17 protein-coding genes and 1 pseudogene are annotated in these 19,176 nt (G+C 72.8%); 11 read left to right on the forward strand and 7 right to left on the reverse strand.

Annotated features, from left to right (window positions below; all coding sequences use genetic code 11):
- The first annotated feature begins 43 nt into the window (after positions 1-43).
- From KZJ41_RS14930 to KZJ41_RS14955, 6 genes are all read left to right on the forward strand, one after another.
- Positions 44-1,135, forward strand: coding sequence for a YafY family protein (locus KZJ41_RS14930; protein ID WP_084648631.1), 1,092 nt, complete (start codon positions 44-46; stop codon positions 1,133-1,135).
- Positions 1,132-2,106 (forward strand): YafY family protein, encoded by a 975-nt coding sequence (locus tag KZJ41_RS14935; protein WP_050035262.1) that lies wholly within the window; start codon positions 1,132-1,134, stop codon positions 2,104-2,106. Before KZJ41_RS14930 ends, KZJ41_RS14935 begins: the two co-directional genes overlap by 4 nt.
- Positions 2,107-2,201: 95 nt before the next feature.
- Complete coding sequence (tatA, locus tag KZJ41_RS14940; RefSeq protein WP_006945773.1) at positions 2,202-2,462, forward strand: Sec-independent protein translocase subunit TatA; 261 nt, start codon at positions 2,202-2,204, stop codon at positions 2,460-2,462.
- Positions 2,463-2,548: 86 nt separating this feature from the next.
- Positions 2,549-3,508, forward strand: coding sequence for a twin-arginine translocase subunit TatC (gene tatC, locus KZJ41_RS14945; protein ID WP_029543765.1), 960 nt, complete (start codon positions 2,549-2,551; stop codon positions 3,506-3,508).
- A 9-nt stretch (positions 3,509-3,517) separates the two neighbouring features.
- Complete coding sequence (locus KZJ41_RS14950; protein WP_029543767.1) at positions 3,518-6,247, forward strand: RNA helicase; 2,730 nt, start codon at positions 3,518-3,520, stop codon at positions 6,245-6,247.
- A 107-nt stretch (positions 6,248-6,354) separates the two neighbouring features.
- The gene (locus KZJ41_RS14955; RefSeq protein WP_006945769.1) at positions 6,355-7,182 is read left to right on the forward strand and encodes a DUF4333 domain-containing protein; all 828 of its coding nucleotides are present in this window, start codon (positions 6,355-6,357) and stop codon (positions 7,180-7,182) included.
- 19 nt (positions 7,183-7,201) lie between these two features.
- Here the strand turns inward: KZJ41_RS14955 and KZJ41_RS14960 are convergent, their stop codons facing one another.
- Positions 7,202-8,185 carry a 5'-3' exonuclease gene (locus KZJ41_RS14960; RefSeq protein WP_044476482.1) on the reverse strand — a complete coding sequence of 328 codons (984 nt, stop codon included), beginning with the start codon at positions 8,183-8,185 and terminating at the stop codon, positions 7,202-7,204.
- Between the two features lie 27 nt (positions 8,186-8,212).
- On the opposite strand from KZJ41_RS14960, the gene KZJ41_RS14965 reads away from it, so the two are divergent.
- Positions 8,213-9,343, forward strand: coding sequence for a Xaa-Pro peptidase family protein (locus KZJ41_RS14965; protein ID WP_006945767.1), 1,131 nt, complete (start codon positions 8,213-8,215; stop codon positions 9,341-9,343).
- A 6-nt stretch (positions 9,344-9,349) separates the two neighbouring features.
- Here KZJ41_RS14965 and KZJ41_RS14970 read toward each other — a convergent pair whose 3' ends face one another.
- Positions 9,350-9,748: a pyridoxamine 5'-phosphate oxidase family protein gene (locus KZJ41_RS14970; protein WP_006945766.1), complete on the reverse strand. Its 399-nt coding sequence runs from the start codon at positions 9,746-9,748 to the stop codon at positions 9,350-9,352.
- Between the two features lie 92 nt (positions 9,749-9,840).
- Here KZJ41_RS14970 and KZJ41_RS14975 point away from each other — a divergent pair, with 92 nt between their 5' ends.
- On the forward strand, positions 9,841-10,587 hold the full coding sequence (locus KZJ41_RS14975; protein ID WP_251549263.1) for an SDR family NAD(P)-dependent oxidoreductase: 747 nt from the start codon (positions 9,841-9,843) through the stop codon (positions 10,585-10,587).
- Between the two features lie 9 nt (positions 10,588-10,596).
- On the opposite strand, the gene KZJ41_RS14980 is transcribed toward KZJ41_RS14975, so the two are convergent.
- Positions 10,597-12,063 carry an NAD(P)/FAD-dependent oxidoreductase gene (locus KZJ41_RS14980; protein WP_251549265.1) on the reverse strand — a complete coding sequence of 489 codons (1,467 nt, stop codon included), beginning with the start codon at positions 12,061-12,063 and terminating at the stop codon, positions 10,597-10,599.
- A gap of 77 nt (positions 12,064-12,140) precedes the next feature.
- Positions 12,141-12,971, reverse strand: a complete 831-nt coding sequence (locus tag KZJ41_RS14985) for a cobalamin biosynthesis protein CobG (protein WP_006945762.1) — start codon at positions 12,969-12,971, stop codon at positions 12,141-12,143.
- Positions 12,972-13,035: 64 nt separating this feature from the next.
- On the opposite strand from KZJ41_RS14985, the gene KZJ41_RS14990 reads away from it, so the two are divergent.
- Positions 13,036-13,467: a PPOX class F420-dependent oxidoreductase gene (locus KZJ41_RS14990; RefSeq protein WP_006945761.1), complete on the forward strand. Its 432-nt coding sequence runs from the start codon at positions 13,036-13,038 to the stop codon at positions 13,465-13,467.
- A 98-nt stretch (positions 13,468-13,565) separates the two neighbouring features.
- On the opposite strand, the gene KZJ41_RS14995 is transcribed toward KZJ41_RS14990, so the two are convergent.
- From KZJ41_RS14995 to KZJ41_RS15005, 3 genes and pseudogenes are all read right to left on the reverse strand, one after another.
- Positions 13,566-14,645 (reverse strand): ABC transporter ATP-binding protein, encoded by a 1,080-nt coding sequence (locus KZJ41_RS14995; RefSeq protein WP_251549267.1) that lies wholly within the window; start codon positions 14,643-14,645, stop codon positions 13,566-13,568.
- 77 nt (positions 14,646-14,722) lie between these two features.
- Positions 14,723-15,679 (reverse strand): annotated as a pseudogene (locus tag KZJ41_RS15000) (glycoside hydrolase family 68 protein); the annotation flags it as partial.
- A gap of 16 nt (positions 15,680-15,695) precedes the next feature.
- Positions 15,696-16,778, reverse strand: coding sequence for a LacI family DNA-binding transcriptional regulator (locus tag KZJ41_RS15005; protein ID WP_231385907.1), 1,083 nt, complete (start codon positions 16,776-16,778; stop codon positions 15,696-15,698).
- 102 nt (positions 16,779-16,880) lie between these two features.
- On the opposite strand from KZJ41_RS15005, the gene KZJ41_RS15010 reads away from it, so the two are divergent.
- On the forward strand, positions 16,881-18,230 hold the full coding sequence (locus tag KZJ41_RS15010; protein WP_251549269.1) for an ABC transporter substrate-binding protein: 1,350 nt from the start codon (positions 16,881-16,883) through the stop codon (positions 18,228-18,230).
- On the forward strand, positions 18,227-19,174 hold the full coding sequence (locus KZJ41_RS15015) for a carbohydrate ABC transporter permease (RefSeq protein WP_006945754.1): 948 nt from the start codon (positions 18,227-18,229) through the stop codon (positions 19,172-19,174). The genes KZJ41_RS15010 and KZJ41_RS15015 overlap by 4 nt, the downstream gene beginning before the upstream one ends.
- The last annotated feature ends 2 nt before the right edge of the window (positions 19,175-19,176 follow it).

The following is a 19,176-nucleotide window of genomic DNA, read 5'->3' on the forward strand; positions in this document are numbered from 1 at the left end:
GGTAACCGGGTCGGCCGGCGGGCGGGGGATTAGGCTGCACCGCGTGGCGAATTCCAAAGTCGAGCGGCTGGTGAACCTGGTCATCTGCCTGCTGTCCACCCGCCAGTTCCTCACCGCCGAGAAGATCCGCGCCTCCGTCGCCGGATACGACGAATCGGGCAGCGACGAAGCGTTCAGCCGCATGTTCGAACGCGACAAGAACGAGCTGCGCGACCTGGGCATCCCGCTCGAGACCGGCATGCCGTCGCGGTTCTCCACCGTCGAGGGCTACCGCATCAACCGCGACGCCTACGAACTGCCCGAGATCGAGCTGACCAGCGCCGAGGCGGCCGCCGTCGCGGTGGCGGCGGCGCTGTGGGAGTCGCCGGAGCTCACCTCCGCGGCGCAGGGCGCGCTGCTCAAGCTGCGCGCCGCGGGGGTGCAGGTCGATGCCGACCCGGCGGGCGCGATCACCGCGATGCCGACCCGCAGCCGCGGCTCCGAGCCGGTGCTGGGGCAGGTGCTCGCCGCCGTCGACACGCGCCGCGCGGTGCGCTTCCGGCACCGCAGTTCCCCGACCGACCCGTGGACCGAGCGCACCGTCGAACCGTGGGGCGTGGTCACCGTGCACGGCCGCTGGTACCTGGTGGGGTTCGACCGGGACCGGGGGGCGCCGCGCACCTTCCGGCTCTCCCGCATCGACGACGACGTCACCGCGTTCGGCCCCGCCGGGGCCGTGCGGATCCCCGACGGGGTGGACCTGCGGGCACACGCCCTGACCGCCACCACCTCCGGCGACGTGACCGGGCATGCCCGCGTATGGGTCGCGGACGGGCGCGCGTTCGAACTGCGCCGGCTCGGCACCGAGCACGAGCGCCGCGCGGTCGGCGACCGTCCCGGCACCGTCCTCGACGTGCCGGTGCGGTCGTGGGAGTGGATCGGGCGGGTGATCGCCGGGCAGGGCGCCGACGCGCTGGTGCTCGACCCGCCGGAACTGCGCGCGGAGGTGCGCCGCATCCTCACCCGGGTGCTGGCCACCACCACGACGGCCACCGTCGGTGCCGTCTCGAACAGCGGCGGCGGTGCCGTCTCGAACAGCGGCGGCGGTGCCGTCTCGAACAGCGGTGGCGGTGCCGACCGGGGGGAGAGCCGATGAGCACACGACTGTCCGGGCGGTTGACCCGGCTGCTGAACCTGGTGCCGTACTTCACGGCCCATCCGGGGATCAGCGCCGCCGAGGCCGCCCGCGATCTCGGGGTCACCCCGAAGCAGATCATGGACGACCTGAACCAGCTGTGGGTGTGCGGGCTGCCCGGCTACGGTCCCGGCGACCTGATCGACCTCTCGTTCTCCGAGGACAGCATCGTCGTCACCTTCACCGCCGGGATCGACCGGCCGTTGCGGCTGACGTCCACCGAGGCCACGGCGCTGCTGGTGGCGTTGCGGTCGCTGGTGGAGATGCCCGGCGTGGTCGACCCCACCGCGGCGCTCGGGGCGATCGCGAAGATCGAGGCCGCCGCCGGCACCGCGGCCGCCGCCGACCGCACGCCCGCCCCCGCGCAGCCCGTCGCCGAGGATCCGGTCGCGGCGACCGTGCGCTCGGCGGTGCAGCACCGCCGGGTGCTGCACCTGACCTACTACTCGGCCTCCCGCGATGCGGTGTCCGAACGCGACGTCGATCCGATCCGGATCGTGCTGGTCGGCGAACACACCTACCTGCAGGCCTGGTGCCGGGCCGCCGAAGGGGTGCGGCTGTTCCGGTTCGACCGCATCGACGCCGCCACCGAACTCGACGAACCGGCGGACCCGCCCGAACGGGCGCTGCGCGAGGACGACCACCTCGACCTGTTCGCCGGCGACCCGACGCTGCCGGCGGCCCGGCTGCGGATCGACCCCGGCTACGGGTGGCTGCTCGACTACTACCCGCTGACCGACGTGCGGGTGCACGACGACGGGGTCATCGACGCGGTGATGCACTACGCGTCGCTGGACTGGATGGCGCGGTTGACCGTCGGCCTCGGCGCGGGGGTCAGTGTGCTGGGTCCGCCGGAGCTGGTCGCGGCGGTGCGGGACCGGGCGCAGGCCGCCCTGGCCGCGTACGACGCCCCCGCCGGGAACGGGCTGTGAACCTGCTCCGAACTCGTCGTGAACGCCCCTGTGCGGCGCGCCGGTGCAGGGTCGGTCCGGTAGCATCGACGCCAGCAGATCAGTGGAGGTTGATAATGGGTGCAATGAGCCCCTGGCACTGGGCCATCGTCGCGATCGTCGTGATCATCCTGTTCGGTTCGAAGAAGCTGCCCGACGCGGCCCGCGGTCTCGGCCGGTCGCTGCGCATCTTCAAGAGCGAGGTCAAGGAGATGCAGAACGACGACGCGCGCCCCGCGCAGCAGCAGGCTCCGAGCCCGTTGCCGCCGGCCCAGCCGGCCCCGGCCCCCGTGGAGCCGCAGCCGCAGACGCCGCAGCCCGAATCACGTTCGGCCTGACCGTATTTCCCTGACCGGGGCATCCGTGCGGATGTCCCGGTCCTCCGCTGATCCCGGCGGCCGTGACAGGAGCTGAGAACCGCACCGTGCGCATCCCGTTCGATCCGCGTCGAAGCCGGCGCAAGACCAATCCCGACGGCACCATGTCGCTGGTCGAGCACCTCTACGAACTGCGCACCCGCCTGCTCATCGCCCTCGCCGCCGTGGTGCTCACCACGATCGTCGGGTTCGTCTGGTACAGCGCCGGCCTGTTCGGGCTCCCGAGCCTCGGCGAGATCCTGCGCGGCCCCTACTGTGATCTGCCGGCGTCCGCGCGCGCCGACATCAGCGCCGACGACAGCTGCCGGCTGCTCGCCACGGGACCGTTCGAACAGTTCATGCTGCGGCTGAAGGTGGCGCTGACCGCGGGCATCGTGCTGGCCTGCCCGATCTGGCTGTACGAGCTGTGGGCGTTCATCACCCCCGGCCTGTATGCCAAGGAACGCCGTTACGCGATCGGCTTCGTCGTCTCCGGCGCGGTGCTGTTCGTCGCCGGCGCGGTCCTGGCCTACCTGGTGGTCTCGCACGCGTTGTCGTTCCTGCTCACCGTCGGTAACGACGTGCAGGTCACCGCGTTGTCGGGCTCGGAGTACTTCGGGTTCATCATCAACCTGCTCGTGATCTTCGGGGTGTCCTTCGAGATTCCCCTCGTCATCGTCGCGCTCAACGCCGTCGGGGTGCTGAGCTACGCCAAGCTCAAGTCGTGGCGGCGGGGGCTGATCATGGCGATGTTCGTCTTCGCCGCCATCGCCACGCCCGGCCAGGACCCGTTCTCGATGCTGGCGCTGGCCGCGGCCCTGACCCTGCTGCTCGAACTCGCCATCCAGCTCGCCCGCCTCAACGACAGGCGCCGCGCCCGCCGCGACCGGGAACAGGGCTGGGGCGACCTCGACGACGACGAGAGCTCCCCGATCACGGCACCCACCCCGGTGCCCGCGCCCACCTCGACGGTGCCGCCCGGCCCCACGGCCCGGCCCGCGCCGCCCGACTACTCCGACACCCTCTAGCCGCCGCCTGTGACCGACTCCACCGACACCGGATCCACCGCGACCGCGCTGCCGCCCCGGCTCGCCGAATTCGCCGCCGAGCTGTCCTTCCCGCTCGATCCGTTCCAGGTGCAGGCCTGCCGCGCCCTCGAGGGCGGGCACGGCGTGCTCGTGTGCGCCCCCACCGGCGCCGGCAAGACCGTCGTCGGTGAGTTCGCCGTGCACCTGGCGCTGCGCGCCGGCAGCAAGTGCTTCTACACCACCCCGATCAAGGCGTTGAGCAACCAGAAGTACGCCGATCTCGTCGCCCGCTACGGCAAGGCCTCGGTCGGCCTGCTCACCGGCGATCAGTCCGTCAACCCGGATGCCCCGGTGGTGGTGATGACCACCGAGGTGCTGCGCAACATGCTCTACGCCTCCTCGACCACCCTGATCGGGCTGACCCACGTGGTGATGGACGAGGTGCACTTCCTCGCCGACCGGTTCCGCGGCGCGGTGTGGGAGGAGGTCATCCTGCACCTGCCCGAGGACGTGCGCCTGGTCAGCCTGTCCGCCACCGTCTCCAACGCCGAGGAGTTCGGCGACTGGATGGAGACCGTGCGCGGCGACACCACCGTCGTCGTCGACGAGGTGCGGCCCATCCCGCTGCACCAGCACGTCATGGTCGGCCCCCGCATCTTCGACCTGTTCGAATCCACCGCGCACCCGGACGCCGCGGACGGCACCGGCCGCCGCGGCGTCGTGGTCAACCGCGAACTCGTCGAGCAGGTGCGCCGCCGCGCCGCCCTCGACTCGACCGGCCGGTGGGGCGGTCCCCGCGGGCGCATCGGGTTCCGGCCGCTGCCGCGTCCGGAGGTCGTCGCCCGCCTCGACCGGGAGGGGCTGTTGCCGGCGATCACCTTCGTGTTCAGCCGTGCCGGCTGCGACGCCGCCGTCGGCCAGTGCCTGCGCGCCGGTCTGCACCTGGCCTCCGACGCCGAGACCGCGCAGATCCGGGCCATCGTCGACGAACACACCGGCGACCTGCCGCGCGCCGACCTCGAGGTGCTCGGCTTCCGGGAGTGGCGCGCCGCCCTCGAACGCGGCATCGCCGCCCACCACGCCGGCATGCTCCCGGCCTTCCGGCACACCGTCGAGGACCTGTTCGTCCGCGGCCTGGTGCGGGCGGTGTTCGCCACCGAAACCCTCGCCCTGGGCATCAACATGCCGGCCCGCACCGTGGTGCTCGAGAAGCTGGTCAAGTACAACGGCGAAACCCACGCCGAGCTCACCCCCGGCGAGTACACCCAGCTCACCGGGCGGGCCGGGCGCCGCGGCATCGACGTCGAGGGCCACGCGGTGGTGCTGTGGCAGCCGGGCCTCGAGCCCGCGGACGTCGCCGGGCTCGCCTCCACCCGCACCTTCCCGCTGCGCAGCTCGTTCCGCCCGTCGTACAACATGGCGGTCAACCTGATCGACGCGGTCGGCGCCGAGCACTCCCGGGCGCTGCTCGAACGGTCCTTCGCCCAGTTCCAGGCGGACAAGTCGGTCGTCGGCCTGACCCGCGGCATCGAACGCAACGAGAAGGCCCTCGCCAAGCTCCGCGATCAGCTCGGCGGCGAGGACGGCGACATCATCGACTACCTGCAGCTGCGTGAGGAACTCACCCAGCTCGAACGCCGACGCGAACGCCAGGCTCGGCAGGACCGCCGGCAGGCCGCGGTCGCGTCGCTGCTCGCGCTGCGCCGCGGCGACATCGTCGCCATCCCCGGCGGCCGGCGCACCGGACTGGCCGTCGTCCTCGAAACCGACACCGACGTCACCGACCCCCGGCCCCTGGTGGTCACCGCGGACGCCTGGTCCGGGCGGGTCTCGGCCGCGGACTTCCCGGCACCGGCCACCGCGCTCGGCAAGCTCCGGCTGCCCCGGCACGCCGACGCCCGCACCGCCCGGGCCCGCCGTGACCTCGCGTCGGCGCTGCGCAGCACCGGGATTTCCGCGCCGCGCCGCCCCAAGCACGCCAAGAACGGCGACACCCGCGAGATCGACGACCTGCGGCGGCGCCTGCGCCGGCACCCGGCCCACCAGCATCCCGACCTCGAGCGCCTCGCCCGGCTCGGGGAACGCTACAACCGGCTCGGCCGGGAGGTCGCACAGATGCGCCGCCAGTCCGCGGCCACCACCAACTCCCTCGCTCGCACCTTCGAGCGGATCGTCGCGTTGCTGACCGAGCGGGGCTACCTCACCGCCGGCGACGACCCGTCGACCACCGAGGCGGGGGAGCGGCTCGCCCGCATCTACAGCGAGAGCGACCTGCTCGTCGCCGAATGCCTGCGCCACGGCGTGTGGGCGGGACTCTCGCCCGCCGAGCTCGCCGCGGTGGTCTCGGCGGTGGTGTACGAGGCGCGCGTCGAGGAGGGCGCCACCGAGTACGGGCCCACCGGGCCGCTGCGCCGCGCGCTCGCCGACACCGTCCGCCTGTGCGGGCAGCTGCGCGCCGACGAGGTTCGTTTCAAGCTGCCCCCCACCCGCGAACCGGATCCCGGGTTCGTCGATGCCATCTACACGTGGGTGAGCACCCAGTCGTTGACGGAGGCCCTGATCGCCGCCGGGGCCGCCGGACGCGACCTGTCGGCGGGCGACTTCGTGCGCTGGTGCCGGCAGGTGATCGATCTGCTCGACCAGATCCGCACCGGCGCGGTCGACCCTCAGATCGCGAAGACCGCCGCCCGGGCGATCGGCGCGATCCGGCGCGGTGTCGTCGCGGTCGATGCGGCGTGACGACACCGCGTGTGGTTTGATACGCGCGCTGCCACACGGCTTTCTCGTGGTGGGTGGGGCGCTACGGCTACGGTAATTGGACACAGCGAAGGCAGGTGGAGGCGACAATGAGCGGTCCGCACGACCCGCAGGATTCCGACGATTCGACCAAGCAGTGGGCGCCGTCCCCCCCGCCGTCCTCCGGAGCCGAGCAGGGGCCGGCCCCGACGCAGGCGTTCGGCACGCCGCAGCAGGGGCAGCCCGCCGGCCAGCAGTGGGGCCAGCAGGGCCAGCAGACCCCCGGCCAGCCGCAGCAGGGCCAGCCGCAGTGGGGGCAGCAACCCGGCCAAGGCCAAACCCCCGGCCAGCAGTGGGGCCAGCAGCCCGGCCAGGGCCAGCAGTGGGGACAACCCCAGCAGGGTCAGCCCCAGTGGGGGCAGCCCGCCCAGGGCCAGCAGTGGGGCCAGCAGGGTCAGCAGACCCCCGGCCAGCCGCAGCAGGGCCAGCCGCAGTGGGGGCAGCAGCCCGGCCAGGGCCAGCAGTGGGGACAACCCCAGCAGGGTCAGCCCCAGTGGGGACAGCAACCCGGCCAGCAGTGGGGGTCGACCGGCGCGAGCCAATGGAATGCCGGTGCGCCGCAGCAGAAGTCGAAGACCGGGCTGATCGTCGGCCTGGCCGTCGCCGGGCTCGTGGTGATCGGCGCGATCATCGGCGCCGTGCTGCTCCTCGGCGGCAACGACACCCTCGACCCCGAGGCCGCGCAGGCCGGCGTCGAGAAGGTCCTTACCGAGTCCTACGGCGCCACCGACGTCTCCGACGTGCAGTGCCCGGACGGTGAAGAAGTCAAGGCGGGCAACAGCTTCGAGTGCACCCTCACGGTGGACGGCCAGTTCCGGTCGGTGACGGTGACCTTCACCGACGACGAGGGCACCTACGAGGTCAGCCGCCCCAACTGAGCGCGCCGGTCCGTCGCCCTCACCCCGCGGCCAACGCCGCGGTCAACCGGGCGACGGACCGCCCGATCCCCAGCTCCTGCGCCAGCCGCTCCAGCGCCTGCGGATCGACCGGGGTGGACGGCACCGTGTCCGGCCGCGACACCCGGACGGGGGCGTCGGTGGCGACCCGCACCACCGGCACCGCCGCGTCGAGATACGCGCCGGCGTCGATCAGCTTGCCGCGCACCCCCTTCGCCAGCCCCGACTCCGGGTCCACCGCTGCCGCGCGCAGCGCCGTCAGCGACCCGTACTGCAGCAGCAGGGTCGACGCGGTCTTCTCCCCGACGCCCTTCACCCCCGGCAACCCGTCCGACGGGTCCCCGCGCAGCGCCGCCAGCTCGGCGTAGGCCGCGCCGGCCCGCTCGGGTGGCAGCCCGTACCGCGCCGCCACCTCGGGCGGCCCGAACAGCTCGGCCTTGGCCAGGCCCCGCCCGACGTACAGCACCCGCACCGGCACCGAGCCGTCGCGCACCACCTGCAGCAGGTCCCGGTCCCCGCTGACCACCAGCACCGGATCCCGGGACTCGCCGGCGGCGAGAGTACCGATCACGTCGTCGGCCTCGAACCCGGCCGCGCCGGCGGTGGCGAGGCCGGCGGCGGCCAGCACGTCGGTGATCATCGGCACCTGCGACGGCAACGCCGCCGGCACCTCCTCGACGGTGCCGTCCGAGCCGGCGGCCACCCGGTGCGCTTTGTAACTCGGCACCGCCGCCACCCGGAACGCCGGCCGCCAGTCCAGATCCAGGCACACCACCAGCCGCGCCGGCCGATGCTTGGTGATCAGCGACGCCACCATGTCGGTGAACCCGCGCACCGCGTTGACCGGGCGGCCGTCCGGGGCGGTGAGCGACTCGGGCAGCGCGTGGAACGCGCGGAACCACAGGCTCGCCCCGTCGAGCAGCATCAACGGGCCGGTGGGGGGCACGGGGGCGGCGGACGCCGGCGTCGCAGTCACGACGATCATCCTGCCAAACGCCACTACGCTGTCCGCATGAATTCCCCCGCGCGCCGCTTCCCCGCCTCCGCATACGCCGACCGTCTCGCCCGGGCCGCCGCCCTCGGCCGCGACGCCGGCCTCGACGCGCTGCTCGTCACCCCCGGCCCGGACCTGCGCTACCTCCTCGGTTCGCGGGCGGAATCGTTCGAACGGCTCACCTGCCTGGTGGTGCCCACCGACGGCGCCCCCGCCTCCGTCGTCGTGCCGCGGCTCGAGCTGGCCGCCCTCACCGACTCCGCCGCCGCGGACCTGAACCTGCCGGTGCACGACTGGGTCGACGGGCAGGACCCGTACGCGCAGGTGGCGGCGCTGCTGCCGGAGCGCCCGCGCACCGCGGTCGCCGACGCCATGCCCGCCCTGCACCTGGTGCCGCTCGCGACCCGGTTCGCGGTGCCGCCCGTGCTGGCGACGGAGGTGGTGCGGCAGCTGCGCATGATCAAGGACGACGCGGAGGTCGAGGCGCTGCGCCGCGCCGGCGCCGCCATCGACCGGGTGCACGCGCAGATGGGACGGTGGCTGCGGCCCGGGCGCACCGAGGCGCAGGTCGCGGCCGACATCACCGCCGCGATCGTCGCCGAGGGCCACACCGAGGCCGCGTTCGTCATCGTCGGCTCCGGCCCGCACGGCGCCGACCCCCACCACGAGGTCTCCGACCGGGTCCTCGAACCCGGCGACGTCGTGGTCGTCGACATCGGCGGCCCGGTCGAGCCCGGCTACTACTCCGACTCCACCCGCACCTACAGCCTCGGCGCGCCCGCCGCGGACGTCGCGGCGAAGGTGGCGCTGCTCGAGGCCGCGCAGCAGGCGGCCGTCGACGCGGTCCGGCCCGGGGTCAGCGCTGCCTCGGTCGACGCCGCCGCCCGCGACGTGCTCGCCGCGCACGGCCTCGCCGAGGTGTTCGTGCACCGCACCGGGCACGGCATCGGGCTGTCCGTGCACGAGGAGCCGTACATCGTCGACGGCAACACCGATGTGCTGCGGCCCGGGATGGCGTTCAGCATCGAACCGGGCATCTACTTCCGCGGCGCATGGGGTGCGCGCATCGAGGACATCGTGGTGGTCACCGAGGACGGCTGCGAGCCGCTCAACCACCGGCCGCACGGCCTGACCGAGCTGCCGGGATGACCGGCCCTACCGGTCCAGCACCGAACCCATCACCCGTTCGACGGTGATCTCCACCACCACGCGGGTCGGGTTGGGCCGCGGCGGCCGGTACCGCGCGGTGTAGCGGCGCACCCCCTCGGCGACGGCCTCCGGGTCCGTGCGCACCCGGGCCGGACCCTCGAGGGTGAGCCAGCGGCCGCGCTCGACCTGGCTGACAGCGCCGTACCCGCCGCGCTCAGCGTTGAGCGCCTTCTGCGACGTCGCGTTGGTGATCACCCGCACCACCGCGGCGTCCGGGTCCCAGGTGAAGCCGACGGCCACCACGTGCGGGCTGCCGTCCGTGCGCAGCGTTGTCAGGGTGCCGAGATGGTATTCGGTGAGGAACTGCAGCGCGGCGTCGCCGAGCGCGGCGGGGGTTCGGGCCATGCCTGCGACGGTAGCCGAACTCGGCACCGCCGGACCCGCCCCGAACGGCCCCGCCCCGAACGGACCCGGCGCCGCCCGGGCACACTGGTGCGGTGAGCAACGAGCAGGGTTCGATCGTCGTCTTCGGGGGCCGCAGCGAGATCGGGGCGGCGGTGGCCGTGCGGCTGGCCCGCGGCCGCACCGTGGTCCTGGCCGCGCGCCGCGCCGGGGACCTCGAGCCGCAGCGCCGCGCCGTGCTCGACGCCGGGGCCGCCGCCGTGCACACCGTCGAGTTCGACGCCGACCGGCTCGACACCCACGAGCAGGTTCTCGCCGACATCCGGGCCCTGTACGGCCCGATCGACGTCGCGGTCCTCGCGTTCGGCATCCTCGGCGACCAGCGCCGCGCCGAACACGACGCCGCCCACGCCGTCGCGATCGTGCACACCGACTACGTCGCCCACGTGGCGCTGCTCACGCACCTCGCGGCGCAGCTGCGCGCCCAGGGTTCGGGCCGGATCGTGGTGTTCTCGTCGGTGGCGGGGGTGCGGGTGCGCCGGGCGAACTACGTGTACGGCTCCGCGAAGGCCGGCCTCGACGGATTCGCCACCGGCCTGGCCGACTCGCTGCACGGCAGCGGCGTTTCCCTGCTGCTGGTGCGGCCCGGGTTCGTGATCGGCCGGATGACCGAGGGCATGAGCCCCGCGCCGCTGTCGAGCACCCCGGACCGGGTCGCCGATGCGGCGGTGCGGGCGTTGCACCGCGGCCGCGGCGAGGTGTGGGTGCCGGCGGTGCTGCGGCCGGTGTTCTTCGGGATGCGGCTGCTGCCGCGCCCGATCTGGCGGCGGCTGCCGCGCTGACCGGAGCGGTCAGCGGCGGCGCGACTCGAGCAGCCGCAACCACACCTCGCCGACCGTCGGATATGCCGGTACCGCATGCCACAGCGTCTCGAGCGGCACCGCCCCGACCACCGCGACGGTGGCCGCATGCAGCAGCTCGGCCACGTCGGTGCCCACGAACGTCGCCCCCACCGCGGTGTCGGTCGCGCGGTCGACGACGAGGGCGGCGCGGCCGGTGAAATCGTCCCGGGCCAAAGCGGATCCGGCCACGGCGATGTCGACCTCGAGCACCTCGACGTCGAGGCCGTCGGCGCGGGCGCCGGCGGCGGTGCGGCCCACCGCCGCGACCTCCGGGACGGTGAACACCACCTGCGGCACCTGCCCGTGGTCGGCGCTCGCCCGGTAGCGCGGCGCGTCGAGGTCGCGGCCCTCGGCGCGGGCGGCGATCACGTCGCCGCACACCCGGCCCTGGTACTTGCCCATGTGCGTCAGCGCTGTCCGGCCGGTGACGTCGCCGACGGCGTAGAGCCAGCGTCCGTCCGTCCCGTCGACGGTCATGTGGTCGTCGGTGCGCAGCGGGCCGTCCCCGGCCACCCCGACCGCGTCGAGACCGAGGTGGGCGGTGGCGGGCCGGCGTCCGGTCGCGACGATCAGCTCGTCGACCTCGAGGTCGCCGCCGTCGTCGAGACGCAGCCGCACCGGGCCGCCGTGGAGGCGCCCCACGCCGGTGTCCGCGACGTCCGGGCGGGACACCTCCGCCACCGTGGTGCCGAACCGCAGCCGCACGCCGTGCTCGCGCAGCGCCGCGGCGACCGCGTCGCCGGCGAACGGTTCGGTGCGGGCGAGCAGCCGCTCCCCGCGCACCAGCATCGTCAGGTCCTCGGTGCCCAGCTCGCGCAGCCACGTGGCGACCTCGCAGGCGACGACGCCGCCGCCGACGATCGCGGCGCGCCGCGGCACCTGCTGCAGGTTCGTCGCGTCCCGCGACGTCCACGGCCGGGCGGCGCGCAGCCCGGGCAGGTCGGGGACGGCGGCGGTGGTGCCGGTGGCCACCACCACCGCGTGCCGTGCCCGCAGCCGGCGCGGCTGCGGGCCGTCGACGGTGACCTCGCACGGCCCGCTCAGCCGGCCGTGCCCGCGCACGACGTCGATCCCGGCGCCGCGGGCCCACTCGACCTGCGCGGCGTCGTCGCGGCCGCTGGTGAACGCGTCGCGGCGGGCGAGGACGTCGGCGACGTCGACGCCGTGCGCGGCGACCTTGGCGGCGACGCCGGGCATGTGCCGGGCCGCGCCGAGCACCTGCCCCGGTCGCAGCAGCGCCTTGCTCGGCATGCACGCCCAGTAGGAGCATTCGCCGCCGACCAGTTCGTGTTCGACCAGCACCGCGGTGCGGTCGCTGCCGGCGATCGCATAGTCGGCGGCATTCTCCCCGGCGGGCCCGCCGCCGAGGACGATGACATCGAACACGTCGGACTCGGAACCGGCACCGATGGTCATGACCTCACGGTAGGCCGCGCCCGGACCGCGCGACCCCGGAATGCGGCGACCCCGGAATGCGGCGGCCGCGGCGCGGATCAGCGCAGGGCGGGGGAGTCGGCGTCGAAGATCAGCCCCATCGGGGCGAGCACCCGCACCACCTGTTCGGCGGCCCACTCGTCGAGGTCGCACAGCAACAGCACCGGCCACGGCGTCACCACCAGGGGGCGGTCCACGGCCGCGAGGAACTCCGCCATCCGCGCCGGCAACACCGCCCCGGGCAGACCGCCGCCGAGGGTGACCGCCCCGTCGGGCTGGTCGAGCCATCCCACGGGCCGGGCCGGGGCCGGCGGGTGCGGCGCCGCCGGCTCCGACGGCTCCAGGCCCAGGGCCGCGAGGGTCGCGGCGACGCCGGCGCGGCGGGGCCGCTGCGCCGCCGCGACCAGCGCCTCGACGACGTCGCCGGGGGGCAGGCGCACCCCCGAGTCGGTGCCGTCGAGCAGCAGCGCCCACCGCCCGTCGGGCAACGCCAACGCCCCCACCTCGGGGGCCAGGGCCGCGATGTCGCCGGTGCCGTCGTCGATCCCGACGACGATCTCGCGGTCCGGTACGGTCCCGTCGAGGCGGTCCTGCACCCCGGCCAGCGTCTCCCACACGTCCACGTGCCCGCCGATGCGACCGGACAGCGGCGAGACGAGCAGGCGGTGCCGGTGCTCGCCGGGCAGGTCGAAGCCGTGACCGGTCAGCCGCGCGGTGAGCTCGGTGCGGTCCCCGCGCATCCCGAGGCCGCCGGCGGTGAGGACGAGGGTGCCCCCGGCGTGCTCGTGGGCGAGTTCGGCGAGGACCTGCAGCTGCGCCGCAGTCAGCCGGCCCCCCGGGAGGGGCACCTCGACCAGGTCGGCCACGGCGGGATCATGGGCATGCGGCATGCCCTCCAGGCTAGACGGCGCCGGTCGGCGCGCCGACGGCGCGGTTTTCCGTAGGGTGTGCCCCATGACCCCGACCTTCGCCGACCTCGCCGCCGCGAAGTACGTGCTGCTGACCACGTTCCGCAAGGACGGCACCCCGGTGCCGACCGCGGTGTGGGCGGCCGCCGACGCCGACCGGCTGCTGGTGTGGACCGTCACCGACTCCTACAAGGTCAAGCGGCTGCGCCGCGATCCGCGGATCACCCTCGCGGTGTGCGACGTGCGCGGCAACCCGCGCAGCGACGCGGTCCCCGGCACCGCCACCGTGCTCGATGCCGCCGGCACCGAGCGGGCGCGGGCCGTGATCGCCCGCAGATACGGGATCCTCGGGTGGCTCACGGTCAAGGGCAGCGTGCTGCGCCGCGGCCGCGCCGGCACCGTCGGCATCGCCTGCGCCGTCGACGCGGGCGCCACCGCTCCGGAGACGGGCACCCCGGCCCCCGGGCACGGCGGGTGACGGGAGCGCTGCGATGCCGCACAGCTGAGAGCGCGTCGGCGCACATCCGATGCCGGCGGTCCGGGGTGCGAGGCACGAAGCCCTCGACAGCTGTGCCGCTAGTGCGGTAGCCGGGCGCCGCCGGGGGTGGTGGCGAAGACGTGGGCGTGCGACGGGTCGATGCGGACGTGCACGACCTGGCCCTTCTCCGGTGGATTTCGCCAGTGGACCCTGGCCACCATTGGCTCGTGCCGTCCACCCACCTGAGTGCGTCCGAAGATGAACGCTTCCGAGCCGAGTTCTTCGACCACGTCGACCTCGAGTTTCAGTCCGCCGGAGTCGCCGATCTCGACGTGCTCGGGCCGGATCCCGAAGACAACCTCCCGGCCGGCGGCCGCCAGGGTGTCCCGCGGCACCGGAATCACCTGCCCGCCGAAGCGGATTCCGCCGTCGGTGACGGGCACGGTGAACAGGTTCATCGACGGTGAACCCATGAATCCGGCGACGAAGACGTTCGCGGGCCGGTGGTAGAGCTCGCGCGGTGACGCGCACTGCTGCAGCACCCCGCCCCGGAGGACGGCGACCCGGTCGCCCATCGTCATCGCCTCGACCTGGTCGTGCGTGACGTAGACGGTGGTCGTGCCCAGGTGGCGCTGCAACTGGGCGATCTGCGTCCGGGTCTGCACCCGCAGCTTCGCGTCGAGATTCGACAGCGGCTCGTCCATGAGGAACACCTGAGGCTGGCGGACGATGGCGCGGCCCATGGCAACTCGCTGCCGCTGGCCCCCCGACAACGCCTTCGGCTTGCGGTCCAGATACGCGCCGAGGTCGAGCATGTCGGCGGCCTCGGCGACGCGGCGGCGGATCTCGGACTTGTCGGTACCGTCGAGTTTGAGCGCGAAGCCCATGTTCTCCGCGACGCTCATGTGCGGGTAGAGGGCGTAGTTCTGGAACACCATCGCGATGTCGCGTTCCTTGGGTTCGGCGTGCGTGACGTCGCGGCCGCCGATGGTGATGCGGCCGCCGTCGACGTCCTCGAGGCCGGCGAGCATGCGCAGCGACGTCGACTTACCGCAGCCGGACGGGCCGACCAGGACGAGGAATTCGCCGTCCTCGATGTGCAGGTCGAGTTGGTCCACCGCGGGGCAGTCCGAACCGGGGAACAGTCGGGTCGCGTGGTCGTACGTGATGGTTGCCATGAGAAAAGAGAGTCCCTCCACCGGCAGGAACGTGCCGGACGATCCGAGTGAGGTGAGTGGTGTGGGTATCGGTGCTGTCAGGGCGTCGTGGTCGAACTGTCGGTACCGGTGAACGGCACGTAACTCGAGGAGGAGATGGTGCCGAATTGCGGTCCGTCGCCGTTGTCGAAGCCCCACGTCGTCCAGTTGCCGTCCCGTGTCCGCCGCATCTGCACCGCGTACAGGTCGGCGGTGTCGATGTTCGCCGCCTCGGTGATCTTCCACGGCCCGAGCGGGGACTGTCCTTCGGCGATCCAGGTCCCCGCTTGGTGCCCGGCGTGAACGCTGGTGTTCTTGGGCGCGCAGGAGAACACCAGGACCGGTTTCCCGTTGACGGTGTGTGCCTGCAGGACTTCCATCTCGCCGAATCCGGCGGGCGTCGAGAGTGGGGGGTGGATGTGCCAGTGGCTCAGGTCCTTGCTGGTGGCATGGCCGACGACGGCGCGGCCCTCGGGATCGCCGGAGTTGGCGCGGGCGGTGATCAGCATGTGCCACCGACCGGCGTGTTCGAAGACGTAGGGGTCGCGCCAGGCTTCGTCCGGCCAGGTGCCCTCGCCGAGGCGTTCGTACCAGCGGCCGTCGGCCTCGAGGACGAGGTCGGGGTCCTTGGTCCAGGTGACCAGGTCCGAGGAGGTTGCGCGGCCGATGCGTTGTACGAGGCCGTTCTCGGCCCGGCTCACGCCGGTGTAGAACATGCTCCAGCGTCCGCCGGTGTCGCGGACGACGGAGCCGGTCCAGGTCGCGAGGTCGTCGAACGCCGGGGCGTCGGAGGCCGCCACTGCGTCGGCGGTCAGGGTCCATTGCTCGCCGTCCCGCGAGGTCGCGTGTCCGATGGCCGCACGGTAGTGGCGGCGTTCGCGGTCCTGCAGGGCGCGCGAGGCGCGGAGGAAGAACAGGTGGTAGTCGGTGCCGTCGTCGGTCATCCAACTGTCCCAGACCCAGTGGTCGGGAAGGGCGAGGCGCATCAGGTCTCCTGGGGTGTTCGGCAATCGGGGCGCGACCGTCGTGCTCTCAGCGCGGAGAGTCGTCTGCGGTCGCCGCTGTCGGCCGCCTTCGGTCCGGCGCCGGTCCGGTGCTGGCGCGGACGGTGAGTGTCACCGGGGCCGTGACGGCGGTGGGTACGCCGCCGTCCGCGGTGGGGCTGGGATTCAGCGTTTCGAGGACCAGGCGGGCGGCGATCTCGCCCTGCTCGCGGACGGATTGGTGCACCGTGGTCAGGTCGGTGAGTGCGGCGAGGGGGTGATCGTCGATCCCGACCACGGAGACGTCGTCGGGTATCCGCAGGCCCCGGCGGCGCAGGGTTCTGATCGCGCCGAGGGCGAGTTCGTCGCTGTGCGCGAACACCGCCGTCGGGGCGTGCTCCGGGGCCGCGTCGAGAATGTCGGCCATCGCCGATGCGGCGTTGAGGCCGCCCCAGTCGACGTCGCGGATGAGAGCGTGATCGACCGCGATCCCGGCCTCGGTCAGGGCGTCGACGTACGCCGCCGAGCGGCCCGGGCGGGCCGGCCAGCCCGGCTGGTCCGGGTCGTGGGCGGCGATCATGGCGATGCGCCGGTGGCCCAGTTCCAGGAGATGGTCGACGGCCAGGCGGCCGGCACGATAGTCGTCGATGCAGACGTAGGGGTAGTCGGCGTTCTGCCCGCCGGCGGCGATGATGCTGACGCCCATCAGGGCGAGCCGTTCCTGCTCGTGCTGGTCGACCGGGAATGCGACCACCACGACGGCGTCGACCTTCCGGCGGGCGGGCAGCCGGGTGAAGAAGTCGTGGCGGTCGTCGGGGCCGCCGACCTGGTACAGCAACAGGTCGAAGTGGGCCGCGGAGAGCACCGTTTCGATGCCGCTCACCATCTCGCCGAAGAACCAGCGCTCGAGGTGGGGGACGGCCAGCGCCACCCGTCGTGTCGGGCCGCCGGCGAGGCGGACCGCATCCGGGGAGACGACGTAGTCGAGACGGCGGGCGGTGGCGAGTACCTTCGCCTTCGTCGCCGCGGACACACCGTACGAGTCGTTGAGGGCGCGTGAAGCCGTCGTCAGTGAGACCCCGGCCTCCCGGGCGACGTCGCTGAGGCTCAACGCTGCAGGTCGATTGGACACAAGCCCGATGGTAGACCGATCGACCTTGATTTCGGAAGCGCTTCCGACATACGCTTCGGAAGCGCTTCCGAAATGTGATGCGCATCTCAACGCGGAGGAGTTATGGACTCACACCACTCGACCCCGGCCCGGCGGGCACGCAGATTCGCCGCCCTCGCAGGCGCCGCGGTCCTGCAGACGGTGGTGGCGTGCGCGCCGCCGGGCAGCGGTAACACCGCGACCCTCCCGACCGACCCGGTGCCGGTGAACATCGATCTCGGCACCGACCCGATCGAGTTGACCCTGTACGACGGTGCGGGGTTGAAGAAGATCGACGAGGCCCTGATCGCGGCGTTCACCGAGCGCCATCCGAACGTGACCATCACCCCGCGCTACGACCCGGACGAGGTGCAGGCCGTCAACGCCCCCCGGGTGCTCGCGTCGGAGAATCCGCCGGACATCGCGCGGATCATCGCGCTGCCCGCCGCGGTAGCCAACCACCAGCTCACGGCCCTCGATCCGTGGGCCGACGCCTACGGCTGGAACACGCTTCCACCGGGGCAGAGTGCCATGTACCGGGTCGATGCGAACGGAATCCGCGGCACCGGCCCGCAGTACACGATGGCCAGCGGGTTCACGGTGACCGGGCTCTACTACAACAAGGAGCTTGCGAACCGGATCGGGATGGTCGAGCCGCCCACCACCGTCGCGGAATTCGAGCAGGCCCTGGCGTCGGCGAAAACTGCCGGACTGATCCCGATCATGGCCGGCAACAAGAGCGCGCAGGTCACCTTCCTGGTCCAGATGATGCTGAACAACGCCCTCGGCCCGGACGCGGTCAACGGCTGGGTCTTCAACGCGCCCGGCGCCACCCTCGACACCCCCGCCGCGGTCGACGCGGCCGCGGTGGTGGCCGGCTGGGCAGCGAAGGGCTACTTCCCCGCGGACACCAACGGCACCGACGCCACCGCCGCCGCCGGACGGTTCGCTGCGGGCGAGGCCCTGTTCTATGTCTCCGGGAACTGGGATGCCGCGCCCCTACAGGCCAAGATGGGCGAGAACGTCGGCTTCACCCTTCCACCCGCGCCCGCCGGGTCACCCGTGCTCGCCATGTCCGACCCGGTGTCGAACTTCGCAATACCCTCGGGGTCGGACGACAAGAACGCCGCCGCAGCCTTCCTGGACTTCCTCCGGTCCGACGCGGGCCGGCAGGTCGTGGTCGACGCCGGCTTCGCCCCGTCCGGTACCGGCCCGGTCCCGGCCACCGCACCCGGATCGCTGGGCGCCCAGATCCAGGCGGCCTTCGACATACTGGTCGCCGCCGACGGCCAGGTCCAATTCGTCCAGAACGCCACCAACGGCATGTCCGGCACCTGGCTACCGCAGGTCCAGATGCTCGTCGCCGGCCGAACCACGCCCGGCGAGATGATGGCCGCCGTCCAATCCGCATACGAGCAGGACCTCCTGAGATGACCTCCACCGCACACGCCCCCCAGACATCCCCCACCCGGGCGTTCCCGCATCCCGTCGCAACCCGGCCGGGGCGGGGCCACCGCGCCAAACGGGCCCTGACCGGATGGCTGTTCGTCCTGCCCGCCGCGGCGGTGTACACCGTCTTCGTCCTCCGGCCGCTGCTGAGCACCCTCTGGTACTCCCTCTACAACTGGGACGGCATCTCCGTCGGCAGCTGGGTGGGGCTCGGCAACTACCGCCGCGTGCTCACCGACCCGCAGCTGCTGTCCTCGATCGGGCACGCGTTCTTCCTCATCCTGTTCTTCACCGTCCTCCCGGTGATCGGCGGCCTTCTCGTCGCTGCCCTACTCCAGGAGATCCGCATACGCGGCCTCGGAACCCTCACCCGCACCCTGCTGTTCCTACCGCAGATCATTCCCGGCGCGGCCGCGGCGGTCGCGTGGGTGTGGATGTTCTCGACCAACGGCACCGTGAACCAACTGCTCTCGGCCGTCGGCCTGGGCGGGCTCACCCGCTCCTGGCTCGGCGACTTCGACTGGGCCCTGCCCGCCGTCGGCGTCATCGGCACCTGGCTCGGCCTCGGATTCTGCACCATCCTGCTGATGGCCGGCATCGGGAAGATCGACATCTCGATCTACGAGGCCGCCCGGCTCGACGGCGCCAGCTTCCTCAGCACCTTCCGATACGTCACCGTTCCAGCCCTGCGGGCCGAGATCGGGGTCTGCGTCACCGTCACCATCATCGCCGCCCTCGCCAGCTTCGACATCGTGTTCATGTCCACCCAGGGCGGACCCGGCTACGCGACCACCGTGCCCGGCGTCCTGATCTATCAACTCGGCTTCACCGAATCCCGGGTCGGTCTCGCCAGCGCCCTCGCTGTCGTCCTCACCGGCCTGATCCTGATGGTCATCCTGCCGATCCAGCGCTTCTTCAGAGAGAAATGATC

The organism is Rhodococcus sp. 11-3 (assembly GCF_023704055.1).
GTDB lineage: Bacteria > Actinomycetota > Actinomycetes > Mycobacteriales > Mycobacteriaceae > Rhodococcus > Rhodococcus aetherivorans.